Origin of the sequence: Bradyrhizobium sp. 26S5 (assembly GCF_036923295.1) — a bacterium.
GTDB classification, from domain to species: domain Bacteria; phylum Pseudomonadota; class Alphaproteobacteria; order Rhizobiales; family Xanthobacteraceae; genus Bradyrhizobium; species Bradyrhizobium septentrionale.
The window spans coordinates 1,818,153-1,842,389 of record NZ_CP145948.1 but is presented as its reverse complement, the minus strand read 5'-3'; the positions used below and the strand labels follow the sequence as shown (position 1 = coordinate 1,842,389).

Here is a 24,237-nt window from a genome sequence, read left to right as displayed (position 1 = left end):
GCGCGACATGTTGAAGACCCCCGTCGGACTGGTGACCGTGACGCTGTCGGCGGCGATCCTGCTGGCCGCTTCGCTGTTGATCGTGACCGGCACCCAGGGCGAGGACCGCGCGCACCCTGCGCAGCTCACGGCGCCTGCCGCCAAGCCGGCCCCGCACAACTAACCAGAGCGAATGCGCTAACCCCATTTGTGGAAGATCAGGAATGCGCCGGCAGCGATGAAGGCAAAGCCGAGCGCGTGATTCCAGCCCAGCGGCTCCTTCAAATACAGCACCGAGAAGCCGGCGAACACGACCAGCGTGATCACCTCCTGCATGGTCTTGAGCTGCGCCGCAGAATAGACCGCGCTGCCCCAGCGATTGGCCGGCACCGCAAGCCAGTATTCGAAGAAGGCGATGCCCCAGCTCACCATGATGACGATCGGGAGCGAGTGATCCTTGAACTTGAGATGGCCGTACCAGGCGAAGGTCATGAAGACGTTCGAGGCGAACAGCATCAGGATCGGCAGCAGCGAAGGCGAAATGGTGGGCATCGATGTCCTCTTGAGCAAAGCAGGCGGTAACCCGCAGGCACGAAACCGGGTTCCATGCCGATCTGCATATCATTTGATTTGAAAGCAGCGAAAGCTGGTTCGGATGGGACAAGGCCACCTTAACGGTCGGGGGCAAAATCCCGGCACCATTGCGGCTCTGTCGTCAAACTACGGCTTTATCGTTCGTTTGAGAGACATGAGAACGCGCATGCGGTTCGACTGGCGTGCAATTTCAGGACCGGCCTTGACGGCGATCACGGCGCTCGCCGCCTTCCTGATCGATCGCCTGATCGTCGCCGTCCCCAATCCCGCGCCGCTGTTCGTCTGCATCGTGGCACTGGCGAGCTCCGTCAGCGGCATCACCTCCGGGCTGATCTCCGCCGCGATCGCGGTCGTCGCCTCGGCGCTGTTCTTCCTCGATCATCGTGCGCTGCCCGGTTATGACACCGCCGACGTCGCGCGGATGCTGATGCTGGTCGCGACGACGGCCGGCACCGCCTTGATCACCGGGATGCTGCGGCAGAAATGGATCGATGCCTTTGCCGCGGAGCAGCAGCATCACGCCACCGCGGCCCGGCTCGCCGCCGCGCTCGACCAGGTCGACATCGGCATCGTGCTGCTCGACGTCGACACCCGCGCCGAGTTCATCAACCGCGCCTTCCGCGATTATTTCGCGCTGTCGGATGCGCAGGCCGAGAGCAAGCCGCCCTTCGTCGCGCTGATGTATCACGGCCGCGACACCGGCGCCTATGAATTGCCGGAAGACGAACTGAGTGCATTCGTCGCCAAGCGCATCGAGATGATGCGCGCAGGCGATTCCACGCCGATCAACCTCAATCTCGCCGACGGCCAGGTGCTGCGCTTCAGCTGCACGGCGTTGCCCGACGGCGGCCGCATGCTGAGCTACACGCCGGTGACGGACCTGGTGCGCCACACCGACGATCCCGCCAAGGCCGACGAATACCGGGCGCAGCGCGCCGGGCGCGAACGCCATCTGGCGCGGCTGCTCCGCGCCGCCGAGTGAAGCGCGACTTCCTCCGCAATTGATCCGGCACCACAGCGACGGTAGAACGTGCCAAGCGATGCGCACGCATCGCGCAACGCGGGATCATTCATGTCCGACGACGTCACCATCCGCTTCGTCACGCGCGACGATTACGCCCAATGGCTTCCTCTGTGGGACGGCTACAATGCCTTCTACGAGCGGTCCGGACCGACGGCGCTCGCGCCCGAGATCACCGCGATGACCTGGGAGCGCTTCTTCGACGCCTATGAGCCGGTGCATGCGCTGGTTGCCGACGCCGGCGGAAAACTGCTCGGGCTGACGCATTATCTGTTTCACCGCTCGACCACGGCGATCGCGCCGACCTGCTACTTGCAGGATCTCTTCACCAGCGAGGCCGCGCGCGGCAAGGGCGTCGGCCGCGCCTTGATCAACGGCGTCTACACGCAGGCGAAGCTGGTGGGTTCGCCGCGCGTCTACTGGCAGACGCATGAGACCAACCACACCGCGATGCAGCTTTATGACAAGGTCGCCGACAGGCCGGGCTTCGTGATCTACCGCAAGATTCTCTGAGCACCGTTGCGCAACCTGTGGATTAACCGGGATGTCACCGGCGCGTTACAAAGCCCGGCTAGGCTTCGCTCGCGTAAGATCAGGCCCCCCGTCTCAGATCCTGCGCCCCGAGCGGTCCCCGTCAGTCGCCGCGTCTGACCGGGACCGCTTTTTTTTGCGATATTGCCGTGCGTGATAGGTGCCATGCGTCACCCGCGGTAGGTCGGCACCTTGCCGCGCTCCGGCGTGCACGCCACTATGCGCGCCGTCCCCTCGCCTATCCCACAGGATTATCTCATGGAAATTCGTAATCTCGGCGGCTCCGGCCTGCGCGTGTCCGCGGTCGGCATCGGCTGCAACAATTTCGGCCAGCGCACCGATCTGGAAACTTCGCGCAAGGTGATCCACAAGGCGATCGACCTCGGCATCACCCTGTTCGACACCGCCGACATCTATGCCGGCATGGGCGGCTCGGAAACCGTGCTCGGCACCGTGCTGGGCGACCGCCGCAAGGACATCGTGCTCGCCACCAAATACTCGAAGCCGATGGCGACCGACGGCACCAGGCAGGGCGCCTCGCGGCGCTACATCATGGCGGCGGTCGAAGCGAGCCTCACCCGCCTGAAGACCGATTACATCGATCTCTACCAGCAGCACGACTACGATCCGCTGACGCCGATCGACGAGACGCTGCGCGCGCTCGACGATCTCGTGCGCCAGGGCAAGGTGCGCTACATCGGCAACTCCAACTTCCCGGCATGGCGGATCGCGGAAGCGGAATACGTCGCGCGCCAGATGAACGTGAACCGCTTCGTCTCCTGCCAGGACGAATACAGCCTCGTGGTGCGCGGCATCGAGAAGGATCTGTTGCCCGCGGCGCAGCAGTACAATCTCGGCCTGCTGCCGTTCTTCCCGCTCGCCAGCGGTCTGTTGACCGGAAAGTACCAGCGCGGCACTGCTGCGCCCGCCGACACCCGCTTCGCCAAGGCGCCGGCCCTGAAGGATCGCTACGTCACGCCGCGCAACGAGGACATCGTCGAGCAGTTGCAGGTCTTCGCCAAGGAGCGTGGCCACACCATGCTCGAGCTCGCCTTCTCCTGGCTCGCCGCGCGCCCCCAAGTCGCAAGCGTGATCGCCGGCGCGACGCGTCCCGAGCAGATCGAGCAGAACGTGAAGGCGATCAGCTGGAAGCTGAGTGCCGAGGAGATGGCGGAGATCGACAGGATTACGAAGGGGTAGACACCGCGGTCGTGTAACCACAGCGTCGTCCCGGCGTAGGCCGGGACCCATAACCACAAATCTGCATGGTTATGCCGTGCTGGGGCCCCGGCGTTTTCCAACAATCGAGGTCGGTGGTAATGGGTCCCGGCTTTCGCCGGGACGACACCGAGTATGTGGCTGCCGCTTACGCCACCAGCCCCTTCATCGGCTTCGCCGGGGCGCTGTCGGGAAACACCGTCTCCGCCAGCACCCGCTCGCTGAGGCCGAGCTGGTCGTGCAGCACGCCCTTGATCACGGCGCGCAGGTCGGTGGTCGGGGCGAGGTCGCGGGCCTGGTAGAGATTGGCCGGCTTGAGGCCCGGCCAGTCCGTGATCATCCGGCCGCCGTTGACAGCGCCGCCGGCGAGCAGCGCGATGGTGCCGGTGCCGTGGTCGGTGCCCTCGGTGCCGTTGATGCGCGCGGTGCGGCCGAACTCGGTGGCGACCACGATCACTGTGTCGCGCCAGCGCGCGCCGAGGCCACTCTGAAATTCCGCCAGCGCACCATCGAGTCCGCCGAGCAGCTGCGCGAGGCGGCCGACCGGGCCGCCTTCATTGGCATGCGTATCCCAGCCGTCGAAGGCGAGCGCGCCGATCCGCGGGCCGTCATCGGCCGCCATCAGCTTGGCGGCGCCGCGCGCCACCAGCCGCATCGCCGCCACGCCGCCTCCGCCCGGCTTCGGCTTCATCTCGTCGCCCCGGGCCTGCTTGTCGAGCTGCAATCCTTGCGTCAGTGCGCTCGCCAGCGTCGGATCGCGGTGCTGGTAGAGATCGAGCAGCCGCATCGCGGTGTCGTCCGCGGCCTGCGGCAACGCGGTCGGCGCCCAGCCGACCGTTGGCGCGGCACCGCGCAACACCAAGGGCGTGGTCGGGCCGACCGCGAGAGCACTCGTCACCCGCTCGCCTTTCGGCAACGCCTCCAGCGCGCGGTTGAGCCAGCCGGACTGCACGCGGCCTGGACCGGGGAAGCCGCTCTCCAGCACATCCTGGCCATCAAAGTGAGAACGGTCGCGATAGGAAGTCGCCACCGCATGGACCACCGCCGCCTGCTTGGCGCGATACATCCGCGCGAATTCCGGCATCGCCGGGTGCAGGCCGAAGAACGGATCGAGCATCACGGCCGCGTTCGGTCCATCTGCGCGAAGCGCGATCGCACCGTGCAGGCCCGCATAGTCCGGATCGCCAATCGGCGCGACGGTGGCGAGGCCGTCGAGCGCGCCGCGCAGGATGACGACGATGAAGCGGGGATCGCGGCCGTCGGCCGCGCGCGCGAATTTCGGCAAGTAGGCCCAGGCGGCAAAGGAAGCGCCGCCGAGCAGCAGCGCGCGCCGCGACGTCGCCTGCAGCATCAGGCTCTCGGAGCAATCCATCGTCATCTCCTCTGGAATTCGGGCGACATCAACAGCAGCGCCAGCGCCTGCTGCCGCGATTCCGCGCGCTCGATGGTGCGCCGCGTCTCCGGCGAGGCGGCATCCGCCACCACCAGCTCGAGCAGATCGCGCGGATCGAACCGGTCGGCGAGTTGCGAGGCGAGCTGCGCCGAAATATCGAGCCTGAGCTTGAGGCCCTCAGGCGCCGCCCAGGCCGCGCTCGTGTCTGGGAAACCGTTCGGCCCGGCGGGCGACCACAGCGGCTGGCCGAGCACATTGAGCCCGTTGAGATAGCGGCCGGGATCCTCCGGATTGCGCGCCAGCAGGCGGCCGGAGGCGACCAGGAATTCGTAGGGCGAGCGCATCTTCGTCAGCGGCGCCTGCCACGCTTCATTCGACCCGACCAGCGCGGTGGCGAGCGCCCTGAGATCGCCGTCGGTCTTGCTGAACGTATCCTGCAGCTTCGCCACCAGCGCCGGCGGCGGATCATCCGTGACAAAGTGGCGGGCGAACTTGGTCGCGATGAATTTTGCCGTCGACGGATGCCGCGCGATATCGGACAGCACCGCCTCGCCCTGCGCGACGCCGGCCTGCGCATAGGTCTTGCCGAGCACCTGCTGCGGACCGGGCTGGTGCGCATTGGCATTGAACACAAAACTGCCGGGCGTGCCGAGCTGGCCCTGCCGGCCGGCAAAGGTCCAGCCGGTGATGACCCGCGCCAGCGAAGTCACATCGTCCTGGGTGTAGCCGCCGCCGACACCGAGCGTATGCAGCTCCATGATCTCGCGGGCGAGGTTTTCGTTGAGGCCGCGGTTGCGGTTGATGCCGGCGCGCGACTCCGGCCCCAGCGATTGCTGATTGTCGAGGAAGAACAGCATCGCCGGATGCTGCTCGACGGCCTTCAGCATGTCGCCGAAGCGGCCAAGCACATGCGGGCGGATCGCCTCGCGTTCGAACGAACCGGCCCACATCCGCGCCAGCGCGCCCTTGTTGGCGGAGATGCAGAAGTGATTGGACCAGAACACCACGAGCCGCTCGACGAAGCCGCAATCGGCGACCACGCCGCGCTGCAGCCGCGCCAGCGCCTCGGCGCGGAACGTCTTCTGGATGATGTTGAGCGGTTGCGCCGGCGGCTTGGGCGGACCGGCCACCGGCTGCATCGTCGGAGGCTGCATCGTCGGCGACGGCGTCATCGCCGCATTGGCGTTGTCGGCCGCCTGCGCCTGCATCGCCGGATCGATCTCCTTGGCGGCGGAAGAGAGCGACAGATTGCGCCGCTGCTGCGGCTTGGCGTCCGGCCCCTGCGGCGTCTCGCTGGCGCCTGATTGCGCGGCCTTCGCGGCGTTGCGCGCCTGCTGGATCTCGAACTGATAGTCGAACACCTGCTTGCCCAGTTCCGGCGTCGAGAGCAGGCCGGGCACTTCGAGCAGCGCGCCGTTCGGACGCGCCAGCTCCGCCAGCACGAATCCGCGCGGATCGGAGGCGGCGTTGATGAAGTCGCCGGCCGCCCCGCCGCGGGCACCAAATCCAAACCGGTTGAGGGCAACCAGCGCGGCGTGCGAATCACGGGCCATCACAGTGTCCTCAGCAATTCCCTTGGCGGCCGATCCCGGCTATATCAGTGCACGGCATCATAGCGCGGTTCGGGATGAACCCGAGATTAATTCGCGCATTAAATCGCGGTTAGAAATGGACCTCTCGTCGAACGATCGTTCCGAACAAACGTCGCCGCGCCGGCTAGCCTGTACGGCATGTGGCAGCGACTTCTCCTGCTCGCTCGGCGGACCGTGCTGGTGTTCCGACGAAGACTTTCGCCTGCCGTTGCCGACCGACGGCGGCGACTGCCTGTGCCCTTCATGCTTACGGAAACTGGCGAAGCAGCAGGCAACGGTGGGCGCAACGTGAACGCACGCTGGGCCGTCGACGCCGTCCTGCTCGACATGGACGGCACGCTGCTCGACACCGAGAAGGTTTACTTCGACAGCCTGGTCGCGGCGCTGAACGCATGCGGCTACACCGATGACGTCGTTGCGCTGTGCCATTCCATGGTCGGACTGCCCGGCCCGGTCTGCGAGGCGATGCTGCGCGGCCACTACGGCGCGGCGTTTCCGCTCGACGACGTCAATCGCGCCTTCCTCGAACATCGCGATCGGATGATGCGGTCAGGCCTGCCGCTCAAGCCCGGCACGCTCGATCTGCTGGATGCAATCGCCACCGCGCAGCGACCGATGGCGATCGTCACCTCGTCCTCGCGCCGCTCGGCCGACCGCAACCTGACGCTTGCCGGCATTCGCGACCGTTTCGAGACGCTGCTGACGCTTGACGACGTCGCCGAAGGCAAGCCGGACCCCGAGCTTTATCTCAAGGCAGCGGCGCGGCTCGGCGTGACGCCACAGGCCTGCATCGCCGTGGAAGATTCCAACCACGGCGTCACTGCCGCCCACGCCGCCGGCGCCATCACGCTGATGGTGCCGGACATGGCGCCGCCGACCGAAGCGACGCGCGCGAAATGCGCGGCGGTGCTGCCGGACCTCAATGCGGTGCTGGTGTTGCTGCAGGAGCGCGGCGCGCTTTAGCCGTCATTGCGAGCGAAGCGAAGCAATCCACCTATCCACTGGATACATGAATTGCTTCGTCGCTTCGCTGCTCGTAATGACGGAGGCTATTCAGCGGGTCCCGCGAAGAGCAGCCGCCCGGATCCTTGACGATAAAATCCCGCGCGCCCCATGGCTGCCGCTTCAGCGTCTGGAACAAGTTCACATCAGCCGCCTGAAACTCCAGGAACAGCGCCTTGATCTCGTTGGCGCTGGCGACCGTCAGCGACGCCGCCAGCAACTGCTCGCGATCGCGTAGCGCGCCGTCAATCAGCGGCGCCGCGACGCAGCGCAGATTGAGTTTTGCTCCGTCGCGCACGACCTGCGCGTAGAACGGCGGCTCGCCATAGGTGAAGGCGACGGTGAAGCCGAGCTTGCCGACGAAGAAGTCGCACGCCGCATTGATATCGGCCACGAACAGCTGCGGCTCGGCAGCGGTGATGAAGGGTCTGGTCGATTGAACGTCTGCACGATCGGTCATGGTCAAGGATCCTGTCTTGAGCGCCTGCCAGCTCTCGAACCCGTGCTGCCGCGCGACCAATTCCTGCGCATCGCCCAGCTTGAAGCTGTGCGCGAGGATTTCGGAATCTGTCATCTGGCTGAAACGGGACAAGCCCGACCTGATCTGGGCGGCCGAGCGCAAGGCGACCGCAGCAGACATTGCCGTCGCTAACAACGCTTTCGCTCCCCCAGATCCGCAACCTCACCCCACCGGCATTTGGCCATCGTGCTCGGCGGAAGCAGTCCCGGCCTGCTTCGGAGGTAGGGTGAACTGAAATATGGCGCCCCGAGGTTTATTTGCGGTGGCCCACATCCGTCCCCCGTGCGCCGCGACGATCGACTGACAGATGGCCAAGCCCATGCCTATGCCATGGGGCTTGGTTGTGTAGAAGGCTTCGAAGATGTGGTCCACGCTCGACGCTTCGAATCCCATGCCGGAATCCAGCGCGCTGACGAGCACGCCGCCAACGGCGTCCGCTTCGGTTCTGATCTGCAGCTCGCGCTCCCCCTCGTCGAGGCTGGCCATGGCTTCGACGGCATTGACGATCAGGTTGAGGATCACCTGCTGCAGCTGAATGCGATCACCTTCGATCTGCGGCAAGTCCCCGGCGAGTTGCGTCTGCAGCGAGACGCGATGCCTCAGCACTTCGTTCCGGACCAGGGCAATGACGTCGAGGACGGCTTCGTTGAGGTCGAAACGGCTCCTGGGCGGTGGCGCCTTCCTGATCAGGGCTCGGATCCGGCTGATGATGTCCCCGGCCCGTTTCCCGTCCGCGGCGATCCAGGTGAGGGCCTGACGGACCTCGTCGAGGTTGGGCGGGTGGGCACCCAACCAGCGCAGAGCCGCCTCGGCGTTGGTGACCGCCGCGGAAATCGGCTGATTGACCTCATGGGCAATCGAGGCCGTCAGCTGCCCCACCGTCGCGATGCGATTGAAGTGCGCGAGCTCTGCCTGGGTCCGCTCGCGTTCGATGATGCGCTCTTTAAACACTTGAACCGCCGCCGCCATCGCACCGATTTCATCGCCCCGGCCAACCCCGGGGACGGCGATGCTGGTGTCGCCCCTGGCCAGTGCTGCCATGGCGCTGGTCATGCGGGTGATCGGCATCGTGATGGTGCGCGTGAGTAGAACGCCCATCAGCACTGCGGTCATGAGCGAGGCTGCGCCGCCGAGAATGGTCATTGCGTATGCAGTCGCGTACGCCTGTTTCTGCACGACGTCGCGTTTTGCCAATAAGTCGCGCTCAACCGTGTCGATTTCGTCCAGCTTGCCGCGGACGAGGTCCATTGCGGTTTTGCTGACCTCCGAGGCCGTCACCGAGTGTGCCTCCTCGCGCGTCTTTGGGTTCGCCATCAGCGCGACCTTCCGCTCGGCGACCTCCGAGCGCCACTTCGTCGCCAGCTCGTTTAATTCATCAAGCCGGCTCTGCTGAGCGCGGTTGTCCGAGGTGAGGTCCCTTAGCCTCCGGATCGCCGCGCCGAAGACTTGGCCGCCCTTATGATAGGGCTCCAAAAATTTCTGGTCGCCGGTGAGCAAATAGCCGAGCACACCGATTTCCTGATCCAACATTGCCTCCAGTGCCATGTCTAGCGTGTCCAACACGTCAGTGGTGTGAACCCGCAAAATTTTGGCCGCTTCGATCACGCGAAGCCTGTCGTATACGATCGCGCTGCTCACAAATATGATCGCAACTACTGCGGCAAACGCGACCATGAGCTTGTGTGAGATCTGCAAATTCGGAAAAGCGGACACATGATCCTCGAAAGCCGAAATCCACCGAATGACCAGCTTTTTAGTCGAGATTGTCCCCGAGCGAGGGCATTAGCAATGGAGTGGCCATAGGGCAAAGTGGCGCGTCCGCAAGTTCCGCGCCAGTGGGACGCTTGATGCGATGCGCTCGTTCGGTCTTGGCGACGGGGGCCGTCGTTGGAACTATAGCTTTGCCCATATCTGGGGGGGTGCTGGCGAATCGGCGAGGTGAACACTCCCGTGCCGTTGACCTCATGAAACCGATCCTCGACAGGATGCACCGTCTCGGAGGAAGTCCCGCGCAACAGGACGTTCTGGAGCAAGTCTTTGGCGACGACGTGCGCCTGATACTCGCTCGGGGTACGGCGCGATATCCAATTCCGCCCGAACGCCGGACTGGATATGCCCAAGCAGCACGGCAGTTTCGGCACTAAGTTTGGGCTAAGCCCAACCCGCCTTCGCTGCTTCGGCACCACGTAATCGAACGAAGCAGCTATTTGCTGCGGTGCATGAGTCCGGATGTGCCCAAAGTAGACCCGCCCGCATGAGCCGCGAACGTCCGCTTTGGGAAGCAAGGCAGACGAAACTCAGGAACGTCCCATCGGCCCCTACCCCGAAGCGGATATGCCGTGATGGTCATCGCCCGCTTGGGCTTGGGCGGGTGATCTAGTATTCTAGGAGACCCGCGCCGTACGGGATACCCTGCCTCACGGGGCACCCCTCGGCTTAGCGGGACAAATTGGACATTGTATTGGCGAGTGCAGAGATGGAAATAACACGGGGCTCGCAATCGCGAGCCCCGCTGTGCACTTGGCGTGCACTTAGCAACTTCAGGCCTTGTGATGGACAGTTTGCAGGCCATAGACCGGCGTCGGAATTCTCTCGTAGCGAGCCTTCAACTGGAGGGAAAGGAATTGCGAGTAATGTCGCGACTGATGCAGATTGCCGCCATGGAACCATAGCCCCTCCTGCTGCGTCGGCTTCCACATGTTGCGCTGTTCACCTTCCCATGGACCGGGGTCCTTTGTCGTATTCGAGCCGAGACCCCAGACCTTGCCGACTTTGTCGGCCATTTCCCGACTCACGAGATCGGCGACAAAGCCATTCATCGAGCTGTAGCCGGTGGCATAGACGATTACGTCCGCCGGCAATTCCTTGCCGTTGTCGAGCTTGACGCCGTTGGGCGTGATCTCCTCGACCTGGCCAGTGAACAGTTTGATTTTGCCGTCAATAATAAGCTGCGAAGCACCGACGTCGATATAATAGCCCGAGCCCCGGCGCAGATATTTCATGAACAGCCCGGAATCGTCGTCACCGAAGTCGAGCTTGAAGCCGGCCTTCTCCAGCCCGGCATAGAAAGCGGCGTCATCCTGGCGGATCTTGTCGTAGACCGGCTTCTGAAATTGATTCAAGATCCGGTAGGGCAGTGAGGCGAAGATCAGATCGGCCTTTGCCGTCGTCATTCCACTGCGGACGGCACGTTCGGAATAAAGATCGCCGAGGCTCTCCATCAGCGAATCCGAGCGCACAATGTGGGTCGTCGAGCGCTGCACCATCGTTACGTCGACGCCGGTCTCGTACAGCGCAGCACAGATGTCGTGGGCGGAATTGTTCGAGCCGATCACCACCACCTTCTTGCCTTTGTAACTGTCGGAACCGGGATGACGTGAGGAATGGTGTTGCTCGCCCTTGAAGGTTTCCATACCTTTGATTTTTGGCATGTTCGGCTTGGCCGACATGCCGGTCGCGAACACAAGTTGCTTGGGCCGTAGCGCAATTTCCCCGCCATCACGTTCGACGACGACGGTCCATTCCTTCCTGGTCTCGTCCCAACTGGCGTGTTTGGCTGTGGTGTTCGTCCAGTAGTTCAACTCCATAACCTTGGCGTACATCTCCAGCCAATCGCCGATCTTGTCCTTTGGCGAGAACACTGGCCAGTTCTTGGGGAAATCGATGTAGGGCAAGTGATCGTACCAGACGGGGTCGTGGAGGCAGAGCGACTTGTAGCGGTTGCGCCAGGAATCACCCGCGCGTGCGTTCTTTTCGACGATGATCGTCGGCACTCCGAGCTGGCGCAGCCGCGCCCCGAGCGCAATGCCGCCCTGCCCGCCGCCGATGATAAGTCCGTAGGGCTGGGTCTTGAAGCCGAGCTTGTCGACTTCTTCGTCACGCAGCTCCTTCCAGGTCTTGGCGCCGGGATTGACGCCGTGCCTGGCGCCGAGCGGTCGACTGAAGCCAGCCTTTTCCTCGTGGCCCTTGAGTTCGGCTACGGTCGTCAAGAGCGTCCAGATCTGGCCATTCTGCAGGCGGATGAGTCCATATCCGCGCGCGACCTCGGTCTCGAACGAGATCCAAGCCTCGGTCACGCCGCCAGCCTCGGTTGGCGCTTCGCCCTCGACGGTTTTCCAGTTGCGCGGCTTCACATACGCGAGGCAATGCGCGAGCATATCGCGGATCTGATCGCGGCCTTCCAGTGTCTTGATGTTCCAGGTGAAGGCAACAAGGTCGCGCCAGTAGCATTCCGGAGCGAACATTTCGACGGCGGCATCGAGATCGCCCGCCGCAAGCGCGGCTTCAAACTTGTCGAGGAAAACCTGGACGCGCGCGCTAAGCGTGGTGTCGAGCATCACTTCCTCCCGGATGTCGTTTACATTTTTTCTGCGCAGGCAGCGTAACCTTATCCCAACTATCGCGGGAATCCAGACTGTCGCGGCAAGGTGTTACATAGGTCTAAAAGTGGGCTCCTTTCGCAAGTGCCGCGCTGGCTATCGAAAGTCCGGTATCGGCGGTGAAGCGGACGTTACGGGCTCGATGACAAATGACTGTCCAAGTCACTCCGACAGCGAGTGACCGATCAATCGCGCGACGATGTCAGGTGCTGCGCGGACGCCAAAGCCTTTGAGTAAGTGCACCGGTCGGGTCGGGTAGCTCTGCGCGCTAGCGAATTGGGATAATGCCGGAAGCGTGGCAGCGGCCGCTGCCAGATGCAGGAATGACGGCGTGGAAGTTTCATTGCGGCCTCCCCAAACTGCTGGCATGCGGAATCTCTGCGGAGCCGCACGGGAGGCCGCACACACAGACGCTGGCTTAATTTCGATGCACGCCTGCCGACGGCATGAGCGCTGCGGCTAAGAGAAAAGGGACTTCGGCACGTCCCGCTCGGCAGCTCATGAGCAGCCTATCTCAGTTGCACGACCGGCGGAAGGCATGAATTGATGTGGTCCCTCACATTGCTGCGCGTGGGACGTACCAGCGGCGCTATTGGCTTGTGTGATACCTGGTCGAGAAAGCAGCCGATTAGCGCATGCTAAGGCTGGCTACGCGGTTTTGGCTTCCGCGAACCGCGGCAAACTGGTAAGATTCAGATCGAACCTGCTCACCGGGAAGTCGACGAAGCCGATCACGCCACTCTACGTGAAGTGATGTGCAATGGTTCCGAAAACCCAATACGCAAAGAGCGGTGATGTTCGCATCGCCTATCAGGTCGTCGGCGAAGGGCCCTTCGACCTCGTGTTCGTTCCTGGTTTCATCTCAAACCTCGATGTCGCTTGGGAGGAGCCCTATCGTGCGCGGGTTTGGACCCGCTTGGCGGCCTTCGCACGCCTGATCATGTTCGACAAGCGCGGCACCGGGCTTTCCGACAGAGCGGTTGGTGTGCCAACCTTGGAAGAGCGCATGGACGATGTTCGCGCGGTCATGGATGCCGTGGGCTCGCAACAGGCTGCCCTGTTCGGCATCTCTGAAGGCGGTGCGATGTCAGTCTTGTTCGCGGCCACCTACCCAGAGCGTACCCGAGCGTTGGTCCTGTACGGCGCCTATGGCCACTTCAGTTCGTGGGTTGTGCCCCCGGACATGATAGATGCCGCCCTGGATCGCATGGAAAAAAATTGGGGGACCGGCGAGAGCCTCCGTTTGTTCGCCCCCAGTATGGCATCAGATGAGACGTTCAAGCTGTCATGGGCCCGTTTTGAACGTCTGGGTGCAAGTCCTTCCGCAGTTGTCGCGCTTATGCGAATGAACAGCGAAATCGATATTCGTCCAATCCTTCCGTCGATACGGGTGCCGACGTTCATTATTCATCGACAAGGGGACGTTCGCGTCAACGTTGAAGCCGGGCGGTTCATGGCCCGGCAAATCCCAAACGCGAAATATCTCGAACTGCCCGGCAGTGATCACGCGTTGTGGACTGGCGAAATAGAACGGGTATTGGATGCGGTTGAAGAGTTCCTGACAGGCTCACGGTCCGCAATCGAATCTGATCGCGTGCTCGCCACCGTTCTGTTCACTGACATTGTTAACTCAACCAGGCGTGCCGAGACGATCGGTGATCGTGCATGGCACGATGTGCTTGATCGGCACAACGCGCTCGTGCGGCGGGAGATTTCGCGATATAGAGGGCACGAGGTGAGGACAATGGGAGACGGCTTCCTGGCAACTTTTGACGGGCCCGCTCGGTCAATCCGGTGCGCTCTGGCGATCAATGAAGGCCTTGAAGCTCTTGGGCTGCAGGTAAGGGCCGGCCTTCATACCGGCGAGGTCGAAATGGCCGATGATGATCTGAGCGGCATCGCGGTCCACATTGCATCGCGGGTCGCGACGATGGCAAAGCCCGGGCAGGTTCTGGTGTCGAATACAGTCCGTGATCTTGTCGCAGGATCAAACATCAGGTTTCATGACGAAGGTAGTCATGCCCTGAAGGGTCTCACAGAAAGCGTCAGATTGTTCGCGGCCGAACGTTAGTGGCGCAAAGCGGATGTTCTGCAAACCCCGTTGCGGACATCGGGCTGTCGCTCAACGACCGGTACCTGGGGCCACGCCCTGACCCTTACAATGTGCTACTTTGAGCCGGCACGCTCCCCCGTCTCCAGCCGGAACCGTTGCACCATGATCCATTACCATGACCCGGCATGGACCGAAGAAAGCCGCTTCCGCGGTGCCCTCGACGATGTGATAATCATCCCACTTGTTTTTGTCGCGCTCGCCGCAAACAAAATCCTGCGTTTCATTCTTTCGATCTTGATGCGACTGCTCGACTACGCCTTCCCGTTAGCAATGCAGATTGTCTGGCTTCCGCTCTTCGCGGCCAGGGTTCTTGGCAATGTCATCTTTACTGTCATGAACGGCGCGTTGCGCTTCCTTCCCCTTTCCGAGTCGAAACGTCGACAGTGGAATACATCGATCCGCCGGAACTGGTCGTGGCTCCGGCGGAAGATTAGCTATCGGGCGTTCGAACATGCTGTGTACATTGCATTTGAAAGCGGCATGGCATGGGTGTTCCGAAAATGCCGGCATCTCACGCCGAACACCGCATTGCTCGTGATCCTGGGCGCGGTACTTTGGCTCCCCATCTCTTTCGGGGCTGCAACGGCGATGCACGCGGTATTGTTTGCCAAGGTCACGTCCTGGCCAGCTTGGATGCAGCTCTTGCATCCGCTGGCAACGGTCATCGCCAAGAGCAAGCTTTTGGTGCTGCCGGTGTACCCGGCAGCCTGGCCACAGGCCAAAAAACACTCGTTCGTTCAGCTCGCATTCAAGAGCTATGAAACCATCAAGTCCCTGTATGTGATCAAAAAGGCCGGTTTTCGCTATCGGCAGGCAGAGACCGCCGGCGTCGCGGCGGTTGAGAGGCTCGAGCGCACCGCCGGCCTTGCAACGGCGGTAAGGTGGCTGCGCGAGGCGCATGTCACCGAACATCTCGGCGTCGAAAAGCCCACTCAGAAATTGCGTTCGTTCTTCTCGCGATGGTCAATTCAGTTCTCGGCCGAATACTACGAAGCGAAGGAACGGCAAGCCTCAAGTATCCCATCATGAAACAGCAGCAAGCTACGAACGCTGAGATGTTCATCAATCTCGCGCGGGTCGATGACCATCGGGGATTCCACTTTTCTCGAAGCAGCGGGCTCCGCGGCGGATGCTGGGCTGAAGCGCGTGATCCTGTCCCCTCTTGCCCCGTCAATCGACGAGGCGGTTGAATACCGGTGCCACTTCCGAGTTTGGCCCAATGCCGACGTTCACTCAGACCGGATTTTATGTCGCCATTTCAGAGCGCAGCGGACGCGGCCTTTATGGTACACGCCTAGCCTCGTTTACGCCCCGGCTTGCCCAACGCCGTCTCGATCAGCGTGCGCGCGGCCTCGCCGGCCGTTTCCATGTAGCTCGCATCGCGATGCAGCAGCACCACCGCGAACGATCCATCCAGCAGCAGCAGGATCTGCCGCGCCAGTTTTGGCGGATCGGCAATCCCCTGTTCCGCGAAGGTCGCGCGCAGCCAGTCCTCGAACTTCTTCTTGTGCGCGGCGCCGATCCTGATCGCGGGATGCCCGGGCAGGTTGGCGAGCTCGGCGGAGGTGCGCAGGAAGCCGCAGCCCTTCCACTTCGGATGCCGCGCCGAGCGCGCGAGGTTCTTGAAGATCGCCTCGACTTTCGCCGGCAGGCCGCCTTCGGCCTCGGCGAACCATGTCCGGAACAGCGCGAGGTTAGGCTGGTCGCGCGCGGCGAGATAGGCGGCGACCAGGTCGTCCTTGCTCTTGAAGTGATAATACAGCGTGCGCTTGGTGAGGCCGGCCTTGGCGGCGACCTCGTCGACGCTGACGCGGCGGATGCCTTCATTGTAGAACAGCGCGCTTGCCGCCTGGACGATGCGCGCGCGGGTGAGCTCGGAGGGTCTGGGCATGGCCCGTATGTATACTGACCAGTGAATATACACAAATCGCGGTTGACCCTACATTCGGCGCCGCGACAGCAATGCCGGAGACTGCCTATGCCCGAACCCATCCTGCTCGAGCCCCAAGACGGGATCGCACTGATCACCCTGAACCGTCCCGCGCAGCTCAACGCGCTGAACTACGCGCTGATCGATCAGCTGATGGCGGCGCTCGACCGCATCGAGGGCGATGCCGCGGTGCGCGCCGTGATCCTGACCGGCGCCGGCGAGCGCGCCTTCTCGGCGGGCGCCGACATCCACGAATTCTCCGGTAGCGTCAAACAGGGGGCGGCCGTCGCGGTACGCGACTTCGTCCGCCGCGGACAGACGATGACCGCGCGGCTGGAGGCGTTCAGGAAGCCTGTGATCGCCGCGGTCAACGGGCTCGCCTTCGGCGGCGGCTGCGAGATCACGGAAGCCGTGCATCTCGCCATCGCCAGCGATCGCGCGCTATTTGCAAAACCCGAGATCAAGCTCGGCATGCCCCCGACCTTCGGCGGCACGCAGCGGCTGCCGCGGCTGGCGGGACGCAAGCGCGGACTGGAGTTGCTGCTGGCGGGCGATCCGTTCTCGCCGGAGCACGCACGCGAGATCGGACTCGTGAACCAGATCGTGCCGCACGATCAATTGCTGATCGCAGCGCGCGAGCTCGCCGGCCGCATCATCAGGCATTCACCCGGTGCCGTTGCCAGCACCATCACCGCGGTGACGCGCGGGCTCAACATGCCGATTACCGAGGGCCTGCTGATCGAGAGCGAGCAATTCGCGACGCTGGTGCCGGGTCGTGATCTTGCCGAGGGACTGGCGGCGTGGAAGGAGCGGCGGCCGGCGAAGTATGTCGGGGCGTGAGGCGCGCTTTATCAACTCGTCATGCCCGGGCACAGCCGTCCGAAGGACGGCGTCGCTTCCGCTCGCCTATGGCCCGGGCATCCATGTCCTCCCGCGCATGCCCCAAGACGTGGATGGCCGGGACAAGCCCGGCCATGACGAGGGATAGAGTGTGTCCTACCGCACCACCGCCGCGGTCTGCCCGAACAGCAGCTTGCGCTCTTCCTCGGTGCGGATCGCGGGCTGGCCGAAATTCGGGTTGACCTCCTTCGCCTTGGCATAGGCGCGCTCGGTCGCGGGACGCTTGCCGATCGTCTCCAGCCAGCGCTTCAGATGCGGGAAGTTCTCGATCTCCTGGCCCTGATTCTTGTAGGGCACCACCCAGGGATAGCTCGCCATGTCGGCGATCGAGTAGTCGCCGGCGATGAATTCGCGGTCTGCAAGCCGCTTGTTGAGCACGCCGTAGAGCCGGTTGGTCTCGTTGACATAGCGGTCGATCGCGTAAGGCAGCTTCTCGACCGCATAGTTGCGGAAGTGATGGTTCTGCCCGGCCATCGGCCCGAGCCCGCCCATCTGCCAGAACGTCCACTGGATCGCGTCATAGCGGCCGTAGAGATCCGCAGGCAGAAATTTTCCGGTCTTCTCGGCGAGATAGAGCAGGATCGCGCCGGACTCGAACAGGGAGATCGGCTTGCCGCCGCCCTTCGGCGCGTGATCAAGGATCGCGGGGATGCGGTTGTTCGGCGCGACTTGCAGGAAGTCCGGTTTGAACTGATCGCCCTTGCCGATGTTGACCGGGAAAATCCTGTACTCCAATCCGGTCTCTTCGAGGAACATCGTTATCTTGTGACCGTTCGGCGTGGACCAGTAATGGAGGTCGATCATGGCGCGATCCTGCGTTTCCAGAGATTGCTGATATCGTGCATCTGATGAGAAAGATGCGATTGCATGGATTTGCCCGCAAAGCCGCACCCAAGTCAATGGCGCGCGCATTGCACCGCGCGCGAATGTGATCTGCAGACAACGCAAGTGCGCGATTGAGCCGCGCCTCGATTGCTCCTAGGCTCCGCCTCGGTTCGCGCTGATGAATTTTCAAAACACGGGGCATTGCAATGACACGAGATTTGGCACGACGTGATTTCCTGAAGGGCTCGGCGGCGATCGCCGGCGCCGCAGCCGCGGGCGCATTCTCCTGCGTCGAGATCGCGAGCGCGGCGCCGATCCAGGTGCCGACCGTCGACAAGCTGTCGATCCGCGTCCTCGTCGATTCCAGCTTCGACTTGTTCCTGCGGCCCAAACAGGCGCACGGCGTCTCGATCGCGCCGGCGGCACGCGGCGCCGACTTCCGCAAATCGCTGCACAATGAATGGGGCCTGTCGCTGTGGCTGGAATCGGAGGCCGCGGGCAGCCAGCGCACGCTGATGCTGGACTATGGCTACACGCCCGAGGTTCTGCTCAACAACATGGAGCTGGTCGGCGTCGATCCCGCCAAGCTCGACGCACTGATCGTGAGCCACGGTCACTACGACCATTTCGGCGGCCTCAACGGCTTCCTCGACAAATTCCGCGACAGACTGCCGGCCGATGTGAAGCTCTATGCCGGCGGCGAGGACAATTTCTGCCACCGCGTCAACGCGACGCCGACCAAGGGCCAGTTCGCCGATTTCGGCACGCTGGACCGCCGCCAGCTCGCCGCGCAGCGCGTCACCACGGTGCTGTGCGAGACCCCGACCGTGATCGCCGGCCACGCCTTCACGACCGGCAAGATCACCCGCCGCAGCATCGAACGCATCCTGCCGCAGACCTGGGTCGAGTTCAGCATGAAGGACGGGCTCGGCTGCAACGCCAGCCACTATCTGCCGGCCGAGATGGAAGGCAAGATCGTGCCCGACGAGCACATCCACGAGCACGCCACCTGCTTCAATGTGAAGGATTTTGGCCTGGTCGTGATCTCGTCCTGCGGCCATGTCGGCATCGTCAATTCGGTGAAGCAGGCGCAGGAGGTCTCGGGCATCCAGAAGGTGCACGCGATCGTCGGCGGCTTCCATCTCGGACCGGCGCCGAAGGACTACCTCACCGAGGTGGTCGCCGAGATCAAGAAGCTCGACCCCGACGTCTTGATCCCGATGCATTGCTCCGGGCTCAACTTCGTGCAGGAGGCGACCGCGCAAATGGGCGACAGGGTGCTGGTCACCACCACCGGCAGCCGCCTCTCCTTCGGCATATGAGCCGAAACATCCTGCGCGTCATCGCGTGCGCCGGCGCCGGCCTGTGGCTGACGCTGGCATCAGCACTCGCCGGCGATGCACTGGGGCAATCGACGCGCTCGGCTGCCGAGATCATGGACATCCTGATGTGGAATCGGGAGCCGGTCGGCGGCCCGTTCGCGCTGACCGATCAGGCCGGGCATGCGCGCACCGACAAGGAATTCCGCGGCAAGCTGATGCTGGTCTATTTCGGCTTCACTTATTGCCCCGACGTCTGTCCGACCGATCTGCAGGCGATCGCGCTCGTGCTCGACAAGCTCGGCCCTGACGGCGATCAGGTGCAGCCGATCTTCATCACGGTCGATCCCGAGCGCGACACCGCCGCGCATCTGGCAGAATATGTGCCGCTGTTCCATCCGCGGCTGATCGGCCTCACCGGCAGCGCCGACGCAATCCGCCAGGTGGCCGATGCCTACAAGGTCTACTACGCCAGGGTGCCGCTGAAAGACGGCGACTACACCGTCGATCACACCGCCTACATCTATCTGATGGACCGTGACGGCAATTATCTGGGCTTCTTCCCGCCGGGCACGTCGGCCGACCGCATGGTCGAGATCATCCGGCCGAGGCTCGCCGAGCCGGCGCGCTAGGTGGTGTGGACTCTAAGGATTCCCTTTTAGGAGCAAATCAGATTCAAGGCTGCTTTTGGGGAGGCCGCCTTGGGTGTGATGGACCGTTTGGTATTGAGCGACGCGGCGTGGGAGCGGATAGCGCCGCTGATCATAGGGCGCCCCGATCAGAAGGGCTCCACCGGGCGCGACAACCGGATGTTCGTGGAAGGTGTGCTGTGGATCGTGCGTACGGGGTCTCCCTGGCGCGATCTTCCGGAGGTGTTTGGGGACTGGAACAGCGTGTTCCGGCGCTTCAGTCGATGGAGCATCAAGGGTGTTTGGTGGCGGATCTTCGAGGCGATGTCCGATGATCCGGACTTCGAATATCTGATCGTCGATTCCACCATTGTTCGGGCGCATCAGCACGCCGCCGGCGCCAAAAAGGGGGGTCTGAAGATCAAGCGGAAGATCAAGCGATCGGCCGCTCGCGCGGCGGCCTGAGCACCAAGATACATATGGCCGTTCGAGGCTTGGGATGTCCGGTGCGGTTCACGCTTACCGCAGGTCAGAAGGGCGATGCACCGCAAGCCGCCGCATTGATCGAAGGCTTATCCGCCGAGGTCGTCATGGCCGATACGGCCTATGACGCCGATCACTTGCGCCAAGCCATCGCCGCCAAAGGCGCGCTCGCCGTGATCCCCAACAACCCGTCACGCGCGCTCAAATATCCACTCGACAAGCATTTCTATGCCCAGCGTCATCTCGTCGAATGCTGCTTCTCAAAGCTCAAGCAGTTCCGCCGCGTCGCAACCCGCTTCGAAAAAACGGCCCGGAACTACCGGGCCGTCGTCACTCTCGCAGCCATCGTTCTATGGATGCGCTAGTGTCCACACCACCTAGTGCCGCAACGGGATCGCCCTCCCTCTCCCGCTTGCGGGGGAGGGTCGGGGTGGGGGTATCACCGCGAGTCGCTTCGTGGAGAGAGCCCCCACCCGCATCGCATCTTCGATGCGATGCGACCTCCCCCGCAAGCGGGAGAGGTGAAGCGAGTTCGCGGATAGGCCGCGCACCTCTTAATGCATCCGCTCAATGCATCCGTCCATGCGCGCGCAGAAACGTCTCGCCGCTTTCGGTCACCATCACCCGCATGCCCTCGACCGAGGGGCGGCGCGCGACATAGCCGCGGTCGACGGCATCCTCCCAGATCGTCAGCCGCGGGCATGAGGTGCGCCACACCTCGAGCACCTCGGCATAGCGCCGCGGCTCGCGCGCGACCCACTCGACGAGGTCGAGTACCAGGGCATCGGTGGTCTCGGCCATCGGACGTCTCCCGTTGCTACTGCGCGACGGCGCTATTGCCCGCGAACATCAGCCAGCCGCCGTAAAGGATGTAGTAGCTCGCCACCGTCGTGATCAGGCGGTTGGCCCAGCTGCGAAACTGCTGATCGCTCATCGCCTCCAGGATCCGCCGCGCCAGCGAGGTGCCGAGCATCGATGCCGCGACCGCAACCAGCGCCAGCACCGGATCGAGCGACGCCGCCTGGTCGATGATGCCGCCGAAATAGATCAGCTTGGTGAAATGGCTCGCGACCTGGCAGGTCGCTTTGGTCGCCACCGTCTCGCGCCGGCCGAAATTGCCGCCGAGGAAGAAGGTGTCCATCAAAGGACCCGAGACGCCGGTCATCAGCATCAACCCCATGCAGACCGAGCCGTAGAAGGTGCCCTGCCAGAGGCTGTCCGGATTCGGCTTGATGCCCTTCGGCACCAGCCGCGCCAGGAACGGCGTGACGCCGAGCAGGAGCAGCGCGACCGGCTTGTCCGGCACGTAGCGGGTGATCGACCACAGCCCAAGCGCCAGCGCGCAGCCGATCAGGTAGACCGCGACCGGCCGCCAGCGGATGTGCCGCCGCCACAGCAAGGCGCGCCAGCCGTTGGAAGCCATCTGGGTGATCGCATGCAGCACCATCGCCGACGGCAGCGGCAGGATCGCCAGCAGCACGCCGATCAGGATCAGCCCGCCGGCCATGCCGAACAGTCCCGACAGGAACGCCGTCGCGACCATGAGGGCACCGAGTGCTGCGATCAGGAGGGGGCTCATGCTGTATCTCCGCCAATATTTCTGCCGCGCTTGGCCAACTCCCGCAAACTGAGTTATCTTGCCGTTGCATCAGTTTTCCTGAGGGTTCATGCGGCGGCTGCTCTTTCTCAACGGCATCAAGGCGTTCGAAGCCGCGGCGCGGACCGGCAGCTTCGCGGCCGCCGGCCACGAGCTCAACGTCTCGGCGGCTGCGATCAGCCGGATGGTGCACCTCCTGGAAGAGCGGCTCGGCGTCGCGCTGTTCGAGCGCAAGGCGAACCGCCTGGTCACCACACCGGCCGGCCGCGCCTATCAAGGCGGGCTGACGCCGATCTTCGACGCGCTGGCGAGCCTCACCGCGCAGGTCACGGCGTCCGCCAGCGCGCGCGTCTTGACCGTCGGCGTCGGCCCGACATTCGCGATGAAATGGATGATCCCGCACCTCGCCGAATTCCGCAAAGAAGAGCCCGACATCGAGGTGCGGATCACCACCGGCGGCATGGCGGCGCCGTTTGGTGACGACTGGAGCTGCGGCATCCAGCTTGGCGACGGCCAGTGGCCGGGCCTCGTCGCCGAGCCGCTGTTCGCCGCCGACCTGATGCCGGTGTGCACCGCGCGGCTCGCCAACAGCTTGAAGCGCCCCGCCGACCTCAAGGGGCCGAGCCTGATCCGCGTCGCGCATTCGCCCGACGACTGGCCGTCCTGGCTGAAGGCCGCCGGCGTATCGCGGGTGAATGCGCGCGGACCGGAATTCCAGTTCTACGGCCAGGCGCTGCAGGCCGCGGTCGACGGGCTCGGCATCGCAATGGGGATCCGGCCCTACATCGATGACGATCTCGCCGCCGGCCGGCTGGTGGCGCCGTTCGCGCTCAGCGTGCCGAAGGGGATGCGCTGGTATCTGGTCTATCGCGGCTTCCACGCCGAGCAGCGCGATTTCGCCGCGTTCCGACGCTGGATCATCCGCGCCGCGGCGGAGCCCGCCGCCCGCCGCAAGGGGACGCGCAGTGCCTGACGAGACGATCGATACGCTGGTGATCGGCGGCGGCCAGGCCGGGCTCACCATGAGCCACCACCTGAAGCAGCGCGGCATCGCGCATCTGGTGCTGGAGCGGCAGCGCATCGCCGAGCGCTGGCGCAGCGAACGCTGGGACGGATTGATGTTTCAGTTTCCGAACTGGTCGGTGCGGCTGCCGGAGTTTGCGTTTCCGCATAGCGATGCCGACGGCTTCTCGCCGGCAGAAGCGATCGTCGACTTCATCGAGGCTTACGCTGCCTTCGTCGCGCCGCCGATCCGCTGCGGCGTCGCGGTGACGCGGCTGCGCGGTAACGACAGCGGCGGCTTCATCGCCGAGACCACGGACGGACGCGTCACCGCACGAAACGTCGTCGTCGCCACCGGCCCCTACCAGCGGCCGCTGCGGCCGGACATCCTGCGCGACGCTGACATCTTCCAGGTTCACGCCAGCGGTTACAAAAATCCCACGCAATTGCCCGACGGCGCCGTGCTGGTGATCGGGGCCGGTGCCTCCGGCGCGCAGATCGCCGAGGAGCTCGCGCGCGCCGGCCGCCGCGTGCTGCTGTCGGTCGGACAGCACAGCCGGCTGCCGCGCCGCTATCGCGGCCGCGACCTGATCTGGTGGCTCGCCGAGATGGGCATCGACCAGCGGCCGGTCGAGGAACGCGGCCCGTCGCGCCTGCTGCCGGTGATCTCGGGCGCCCATGGCGGCCATACCGTCGACTTCCGCCGCTTCGCGGCCGAAGGCATCACCCTGCTTGGCCGCGTCAGCGCCACTCGCGGCGGCGTCATCACGATCGCGCCCGACCTTGCCGAGAACATCGGCAATGGTGATGCGTATTACGCGACGTTCCTCGCCATGGTCGACGACTTCATCGCCGCGCGCGGGCTCGATTGCCCGCCTGATCCCGCCGCCCGCGCCCGCCTGCCCGACCCGGCCTGCCTCACTGCGCCGCTGCGCGAGCTCGACCTGCGCACTGAGGGCATCACCGCCGTGATCTGGGCCACCGGCTACGGCCTCGATCTGAACTGGATCGATATACCGGTGCTGGATGCCAACGGAACACCGCGACACCGCCACGGCGTCTCCGACGTGCCCGGCCTCTATTTCCTCGGCCTGCAATGGTTGTCGCGGATGAAATCCTCGTTCCTGTCCGGCGTCGGCGACGATGCCGCCGATCTCGCCGATCACATCGCCGCCCGCGGCTAGAGCATTTTCGAGCGAAGTGGGTATCG

The 24,237-nt window shown here is 63.9% G+C and carries 22 protein-coding genes and 1 pseudogene; 13 read left to right on the top strand and 10 right to left on the bottom strand.

Features of this window, described 5'->3' with window-relative positions; translation table 11 throughout:
- Positions 1-7: 7 nt before the first annotated feature.
- Complete coding sequence (locus V5279_RS08685; RefSeq protein ID WP_165127744.1) at positions 8-163, top strand: hypothetical protein; 156 nt, start codon at positions 8-10, stop codon at positions 161-163.
- A gap of 14 nt (positions 164-177) precedes the next feature.
- Here V5279_RS08685 and V5279_RS08680 read toward each other — a convergent pair whose 3' ends face one another.
- Positions 178-531, bottom strand: coding sequence for a DMT family protein (locus V5279_RS08680; RefSeq protein ID WP_166302837.1), 354 nt, complete (start codon positions 529-531; stop codon positions 178-180).
- A gap of 208 nt (positions 532-739) precedes the next feature.
- Here V5279_RS08680 and V5279_RS08675 point away from each other — a divergent pair, with 208 nt between their 5' ends.
- From V5279_RS08675 to V5279_RS08665, 3 genes are all read left to right on the top strand, one after another.
- Positions 740-1,555: a PAS-domain containing protein gene (locus V5279_RS08675; protein ID WP_166302834.1), complete on the top strand. Its 816-nt coding sequence runs from the start codon at positions 740-742 to the stop codon at positions 1,553-1,555.
- A 90-nt stretch (positions 1,556-1,645) separates the two neighbouring features.
- Complete coding sequence (locus V5279_RS08670) at positions 1,646-2,107, top strand: GNAT family N-acetyltransferase (RefSeq protein ID WP_338696457.1); 462 nt, start codon at positions 1,646-1,648, stop codon at positions 2,105-2,107.
- 276 nt (positions 2,108-2,383) lie between these two features.
- Positions 2,384-3,325, top strand: coding sequence for an aldo/keto reductase (locus V5279_RS08665; protein WP_338696455.1), 942 nt, complete (start codon positions 2,384-2,386; stop codon positions 3,323-3,325).
- A 166-nt stretch (positions 3,326-3,491) separates the two neighbouring features.
- On the opposite strand, the gene V5279_RS08660 is transcribed toward V5279_RS08665, so the two are convergent.
- The gene (locus V5279_RS08660) at positions 3,492-4,721 is read right to left on the bottom strand and encodes a DUF1501 domain-containing protein (protein ID WP_338696453.1); all 1,230 of its coding nucleotides are present in this window, start codon (positions 4,719-4,721) and stop codon (positions 3,492-3,494) included.
- On the bottom strand, positions 4,718-6,289 hold the full coding sequence (locus tag V5279_RS08655) for a DUF1800 domain-containing protein (RefSeq protein ID WP_338696451.1): 1,572 nt from the start codon (positions 6,287-6,289) through the stop codon (positions 4,718-4,720). The genes V5279_RS08660 and V5279_RS08655 overlap by 4 nt, the downstream gene beginning before the upstream one ends.
- 327 nt (positions 6,290-6,616) lie before the next feature.
- Between V5279_RS08655 and V5279_RS08645 the strand changes: the two genes are divergently transcribed.
- A complete protein-coding gene (locus V5279_RS08645) occupies positions 6,617-7,291 on the top strand; it encodes an HAD family phosphatase (RefSeq protein WP_338696447.1) in 675 nt (224 codons plus the stop codon).
- A 31-nt stretch (positions 7,292-7,322) separates the two neighbouring features.
- On the opposite strand, the gene V5279_RS08640 is transcribed toward V5279_RS08645, so the two are convergent.
- The 3 genes from V5279_RS08640 to V5279_RS08630 form a co-directional block, all read right to left on the bottom strand.
- Positions 7,323-7,952, bottom strand: coding sequence for a VOC family protein (locus tag V5279_RS08640; protein ID WP_338696445.1), 630 nt, complete (start codon positions 7,950-7,952; stop codon positions 7,323-7,325).
- A 60-nt stretch (positions 7,953-8,012) separates the two neighbouring features.
- On the bottom strand, positions 8,013-9,563 hold the full coding sequence (locus V5279_RS08635; RefSeq protein ID WP_338696444.1) for a CHASE3 domain-containing protein: 1,551 nt from the start codon (positions 9,561-9,563) through the stop codon (positions 8,013-8,015).
- An 827-nt stretch (positions 9,564-10,390) separates the two neighbouring features.
- Complete coding sequence (locus V5279_RS08630) at positions 10,391-12,187, bottom strand: NAD(P)/FAD-dependent oxidoreductase (protein WP_338696443.1); 1,797 nt, start codon at positions 12,185-12,187, stop codon at positions 10,391-10,393.
- A gap of 802 nt (positions 12,188-12,989) precedes the next feature.
- Between V5279_RS08630 and V5279_RS08625 the strand changes: the two genes are divergently transcribed.
- Entirely contained in the window at positions 12,990-14,300 is a 1,311-nt protein-coding gene (locus V5279_RS08625) for an adenylate/guanylate cyclase domain-containing protein (RefSeq protein WP_338696442.1), read from the top strand.
- Between the two features lie 144 nt (positions 14,301-14,444).
- The gene (locus V5279_RS08620; RefSeq protein WP_338696441.1) at positions 14,445-15,371 is read left to right on the top strand and encodes a hypothetical protein; all 927 of its coding nucleotides are present in this window, start codon (positions 14,445-14,447) and stop codon (positions 15,369-15,371) included.
- A 265-nt stretch (positions 15,372-15,636) separates the two neighbouring features.
- On the opposite strand, the gene V5279_RS08615 is transcribed toward V5279_RS08620, so the two are convergent.
- On the bottom strand, positions 15,637-16,233 hold the full coding sequence (locus V5279_RS08615; protein ID WP_338696439.1) for a TetR/AcrR family transcriptional regulator: 597 nt from the start codon (positions 16,231-16,233) through the stop codon (positions 15,637-15,639).
- 87 nt (positions 16,234-16,320) lie between these two features.
- On the opposite strand from V5279_RS08615, the gene V5279_RS08610 reads away from it, so the two are divergent.
- Positions 16,321-17,112, top strand: a complete 792-nt coding sequence (locus tag V5279_RS08610; RefSeq protein ID WP_338696437.1) for a crotonase/enoyl-CoA hydratase family protein — start codon at positions 16,321-16,323, stop codon at positions 17,110-17,112.
- Positions 17,113-17,268: 156 nt separating this feature from the next.
- Here the strand turns inward: V5279_RS08610 and V5279_RS08605 are convergent, their stop codons facing one another.
- Entirely contained in the window at positions 17,269-17,976 is a 708-nt protein-coding gene (locus V5279_RS08605) for a glutathione binding-like protein (protein ID WP_166298912.1), read from the bottom strand.
- Between the two features lie 227 nt (positions 17,977-18,203).
- Between V5279_RS08605 and V5279_RS08600 the strand changes: the two genes are divergently transcribed.
- The 3 genes and pseudogenes from V5279_RS08600 (at position 18,204) to V5279_RS08590 (ending at position 20,793) form a co-directional block, all read left to right on the top strand.
- Positions 18,204-19,319, top strand: a complete 1,116-nt coding sequence (locus V5279_RS08600) for an MBL fold metallo-hydrolase (RefSeq protein WP_338696433.1) — start codon at positions 18,204-18,206, stop codon at positions 19,317-19,319.
- Complete coding sequence (locus tag V5279_RS08595; RefSeq protein WP_338696431.1) at positions 19,316-19,948, top strand: SCO family protein; 633 nt, start codon at positions 19,316-19,318, stop codon at positions 19,946-19,948. Before V5279_RS08600 ends, V5279_RS08595 begins: the two co-directional genes overlap by 4 nt.
- A gap of 69 nt (positions 19,949-20,017) precedes the next feature.
- Positions 20,018-20,793: pseudogene (locus V5279_RS08590) on the top strand (IS5 family transposase).
- 202 nt (positions 20,794-20,995) lie between these two features.
- Here V5279_RS08590 and V5279_RS08585 read toward each other — a convergent pair.
- Both V5279_RS08585 and V5279_RS08580 read right to left on the bottom strand, forming a co-directional pair.
- On the bottom strand, positions 20,996-21,229 hold the full coding sequence (locus tag V5279_RS08585; RefSeq protein WP_338696429.1) for a hypothetical protein: 234 nt from the start codon (positions 21,227-21,229) through the stop codon (positions 20,996-20,998).
- A 16-nt stretch (positions 21,230-21,245) separates the two neighbouring features.
- Positions 21,246-22,007, bottom strand: a complete 762-nt coding sequence (locus tag V5279_RS08580) for a sulfite exporter TauE/SafE family protein (protein WP_338696427.1) — start codon at positions 22,005-22,007, stop codon at positions 21,246-21,248.
- 88 nt (positions 22,008-22,095) lie between these two features.
- Between V5279_RS08580 and V5279_RS08575 the strand changes: the two genes are divergently transcribed.
- Together V5279_RS08575 and V5279_RS08570 are read left to right on the top strand one after the other, a co-directional pair.
- Positions 22,096-22,998 (top strand): LysR substrate-binding domain-containing protein, encoded by a 903-nt coding sequence (locus V5279_RS08575; protein WP_338696425.1) that lies wholly within the window; start codon positions 22,096-22,098, stop codon positions 22,996-22,998.
- The gene (locus V5279_RS08570) at positions 22,991-24,211 is read left to right on the top strand and encodes an NAD(P)-binding domain-containing protein (protein ID WP_338696423.1); all 1,221 of its coding nucleotides are present in this window, start codon (positions 22,991-22,993) and stop codon (positions 24,209-24,211) included. The genes V5279_RS08575 and V5279_RS08570 overlap by 8 nt, the downstream gene beginning before the upstream one ends.
- Positions 24,212-24,237 lie beyond the last annotated feature (26 nt).

What these genes read in the sequence shown, in the direction of transcription:
- V5279_RS08580 (WP_338696427.1), bottom strand. Translation starts at nt 22,007, where the DNA reads ATGAGCCCCCTCCTGATCGCAGCACTCGGTGCCCTCATGGTCGCGACG.
- V5279_RS08600 (WP_338696433.1), top strand. Translation starts at nt 18,204, where the DNA reads ATGACACGAGATTTGGCACGACGTGATTTCCTGAAGGGCTCGGCGGCG.
- V5279_RS08575 (WP_338696425.1), top strand. Translation starts at nt 22,096, where the DNA reads ATGCGGCGGCTGCTCTTTCTCAACGGCATCAAGGCGTTCGAAGCCGCG.
- V5279_RS08620 (WP_338696441.1), top strand. Translation starts at nt 14,445, where the DNA reads ATGATCCATTACCATGACCCGGCATGGACCGAAGAAAGCCGCTTCCGC.
- V5279_RS08615 (WP_338696439.1), bottom strand. Translation starts at nt 16,233, where the DNA reads ATGCCCAGACCCTCCGAGCTCACCCGCGCGCGCATCGTCCAGGCGGCA.
- V5279_RS08630 (WP_338696443.1), bottom strand. Translation starts at nt 12,187, where the DNA reads ATGCTCGACACCACGCTTAGCGCGCGCGTCCAGGTTTTCCTCGACAAG.
- V5279_RS08675 (WP_166302834.1), top strand. Translation starts at nt 740, where the DNA reads ATGCGGTTCGACTGGCGTGCAATTTCAGGACCGGCCTTGACGGCGATC.
- V5279_RS08625 (WP_338696442.1), top strand. Translation starts at nt 12,990, where the DNA reads ATGGTTCCGAAAACCCAATACGCAAAGAGCGGTGATGTTCGCATCGCC.
- V5279_RS08605 (WP_166298912.1), bottom strand. Translation starts at nt 17,976, where the DNA reads ATGATCGACCTCCATTACTGGTCCACGCCGAACGGTCACAAGATAACG.
- V5279_RS08660 (WP_338696453.1), bottom strand. Translation starts at nt 4,721, where the DNA reads ATGACGATGGATTGCTCCGAGAGCCTGATGCTGCAGGCGACGTCGCGG.
- V5279_RS08610 (WP_338696437.1), top strand. Translation starts at nt 16,321, where the DNA reads ATGCCCGAACCCATCCTGCTCGAGCCCCAAGACGGGATCGCACTGATC.
- V5279_RS08665 (WP_338696455.1), top strand. Translation starts at nt 2,384, where the DNA reads ATGGAAATTCGTAATCTCGGCGGCTCCGGCCTGCGCGTGTCCGCGGTC.
- V5279_RS08670 (WP_338696457.1), top strand. Translation starts at nt 1,646, where the DNA reads ATGTCCGACGACGTCACCATCCGCTTCGTCACGCGCGACGATTACGCC.
- V5279_RS08655 (WP_338696451.1), bottom strand. Translation starts at nt 6,289, where the DNA reads ATGGCCCGTGATTCGCACGCCGCGCTGGTTGCCCTCAACCGGTTTGGA.
- V5279_RS08685 (WP_165127744.1), top strand. Translation starts at nt 8, where the DNA reads ATGTTGAAGACCCCCGTCGGACTGGTGACCGTGACGCTGTCGGCGGCG.
- V5279_RS08680 (WP_166302837.1), bottom strand. Translation starts at nt 531, where the DNA reads ATGCCCACCATTTCGCCTTCGCTGCTGCCGATCCTGATGCTGTTCGCC.
- V5279_RS08595 (WP_338696431.1), top strand. Translation starts at nt 19,316, where the DNA reads ATGAGCCGAAACATCCTGCGCGTCATCGCGTGCGCCGGCGCCGGCCTG.
- V5279_RS08585 (WP_338696429.1), bottom strand. Translation starts at nt 21,229, where the DNA reads ATGGCCGAGACCACCGATGCCCTGGTACTCGACCTCGTCGAGTGGGTC.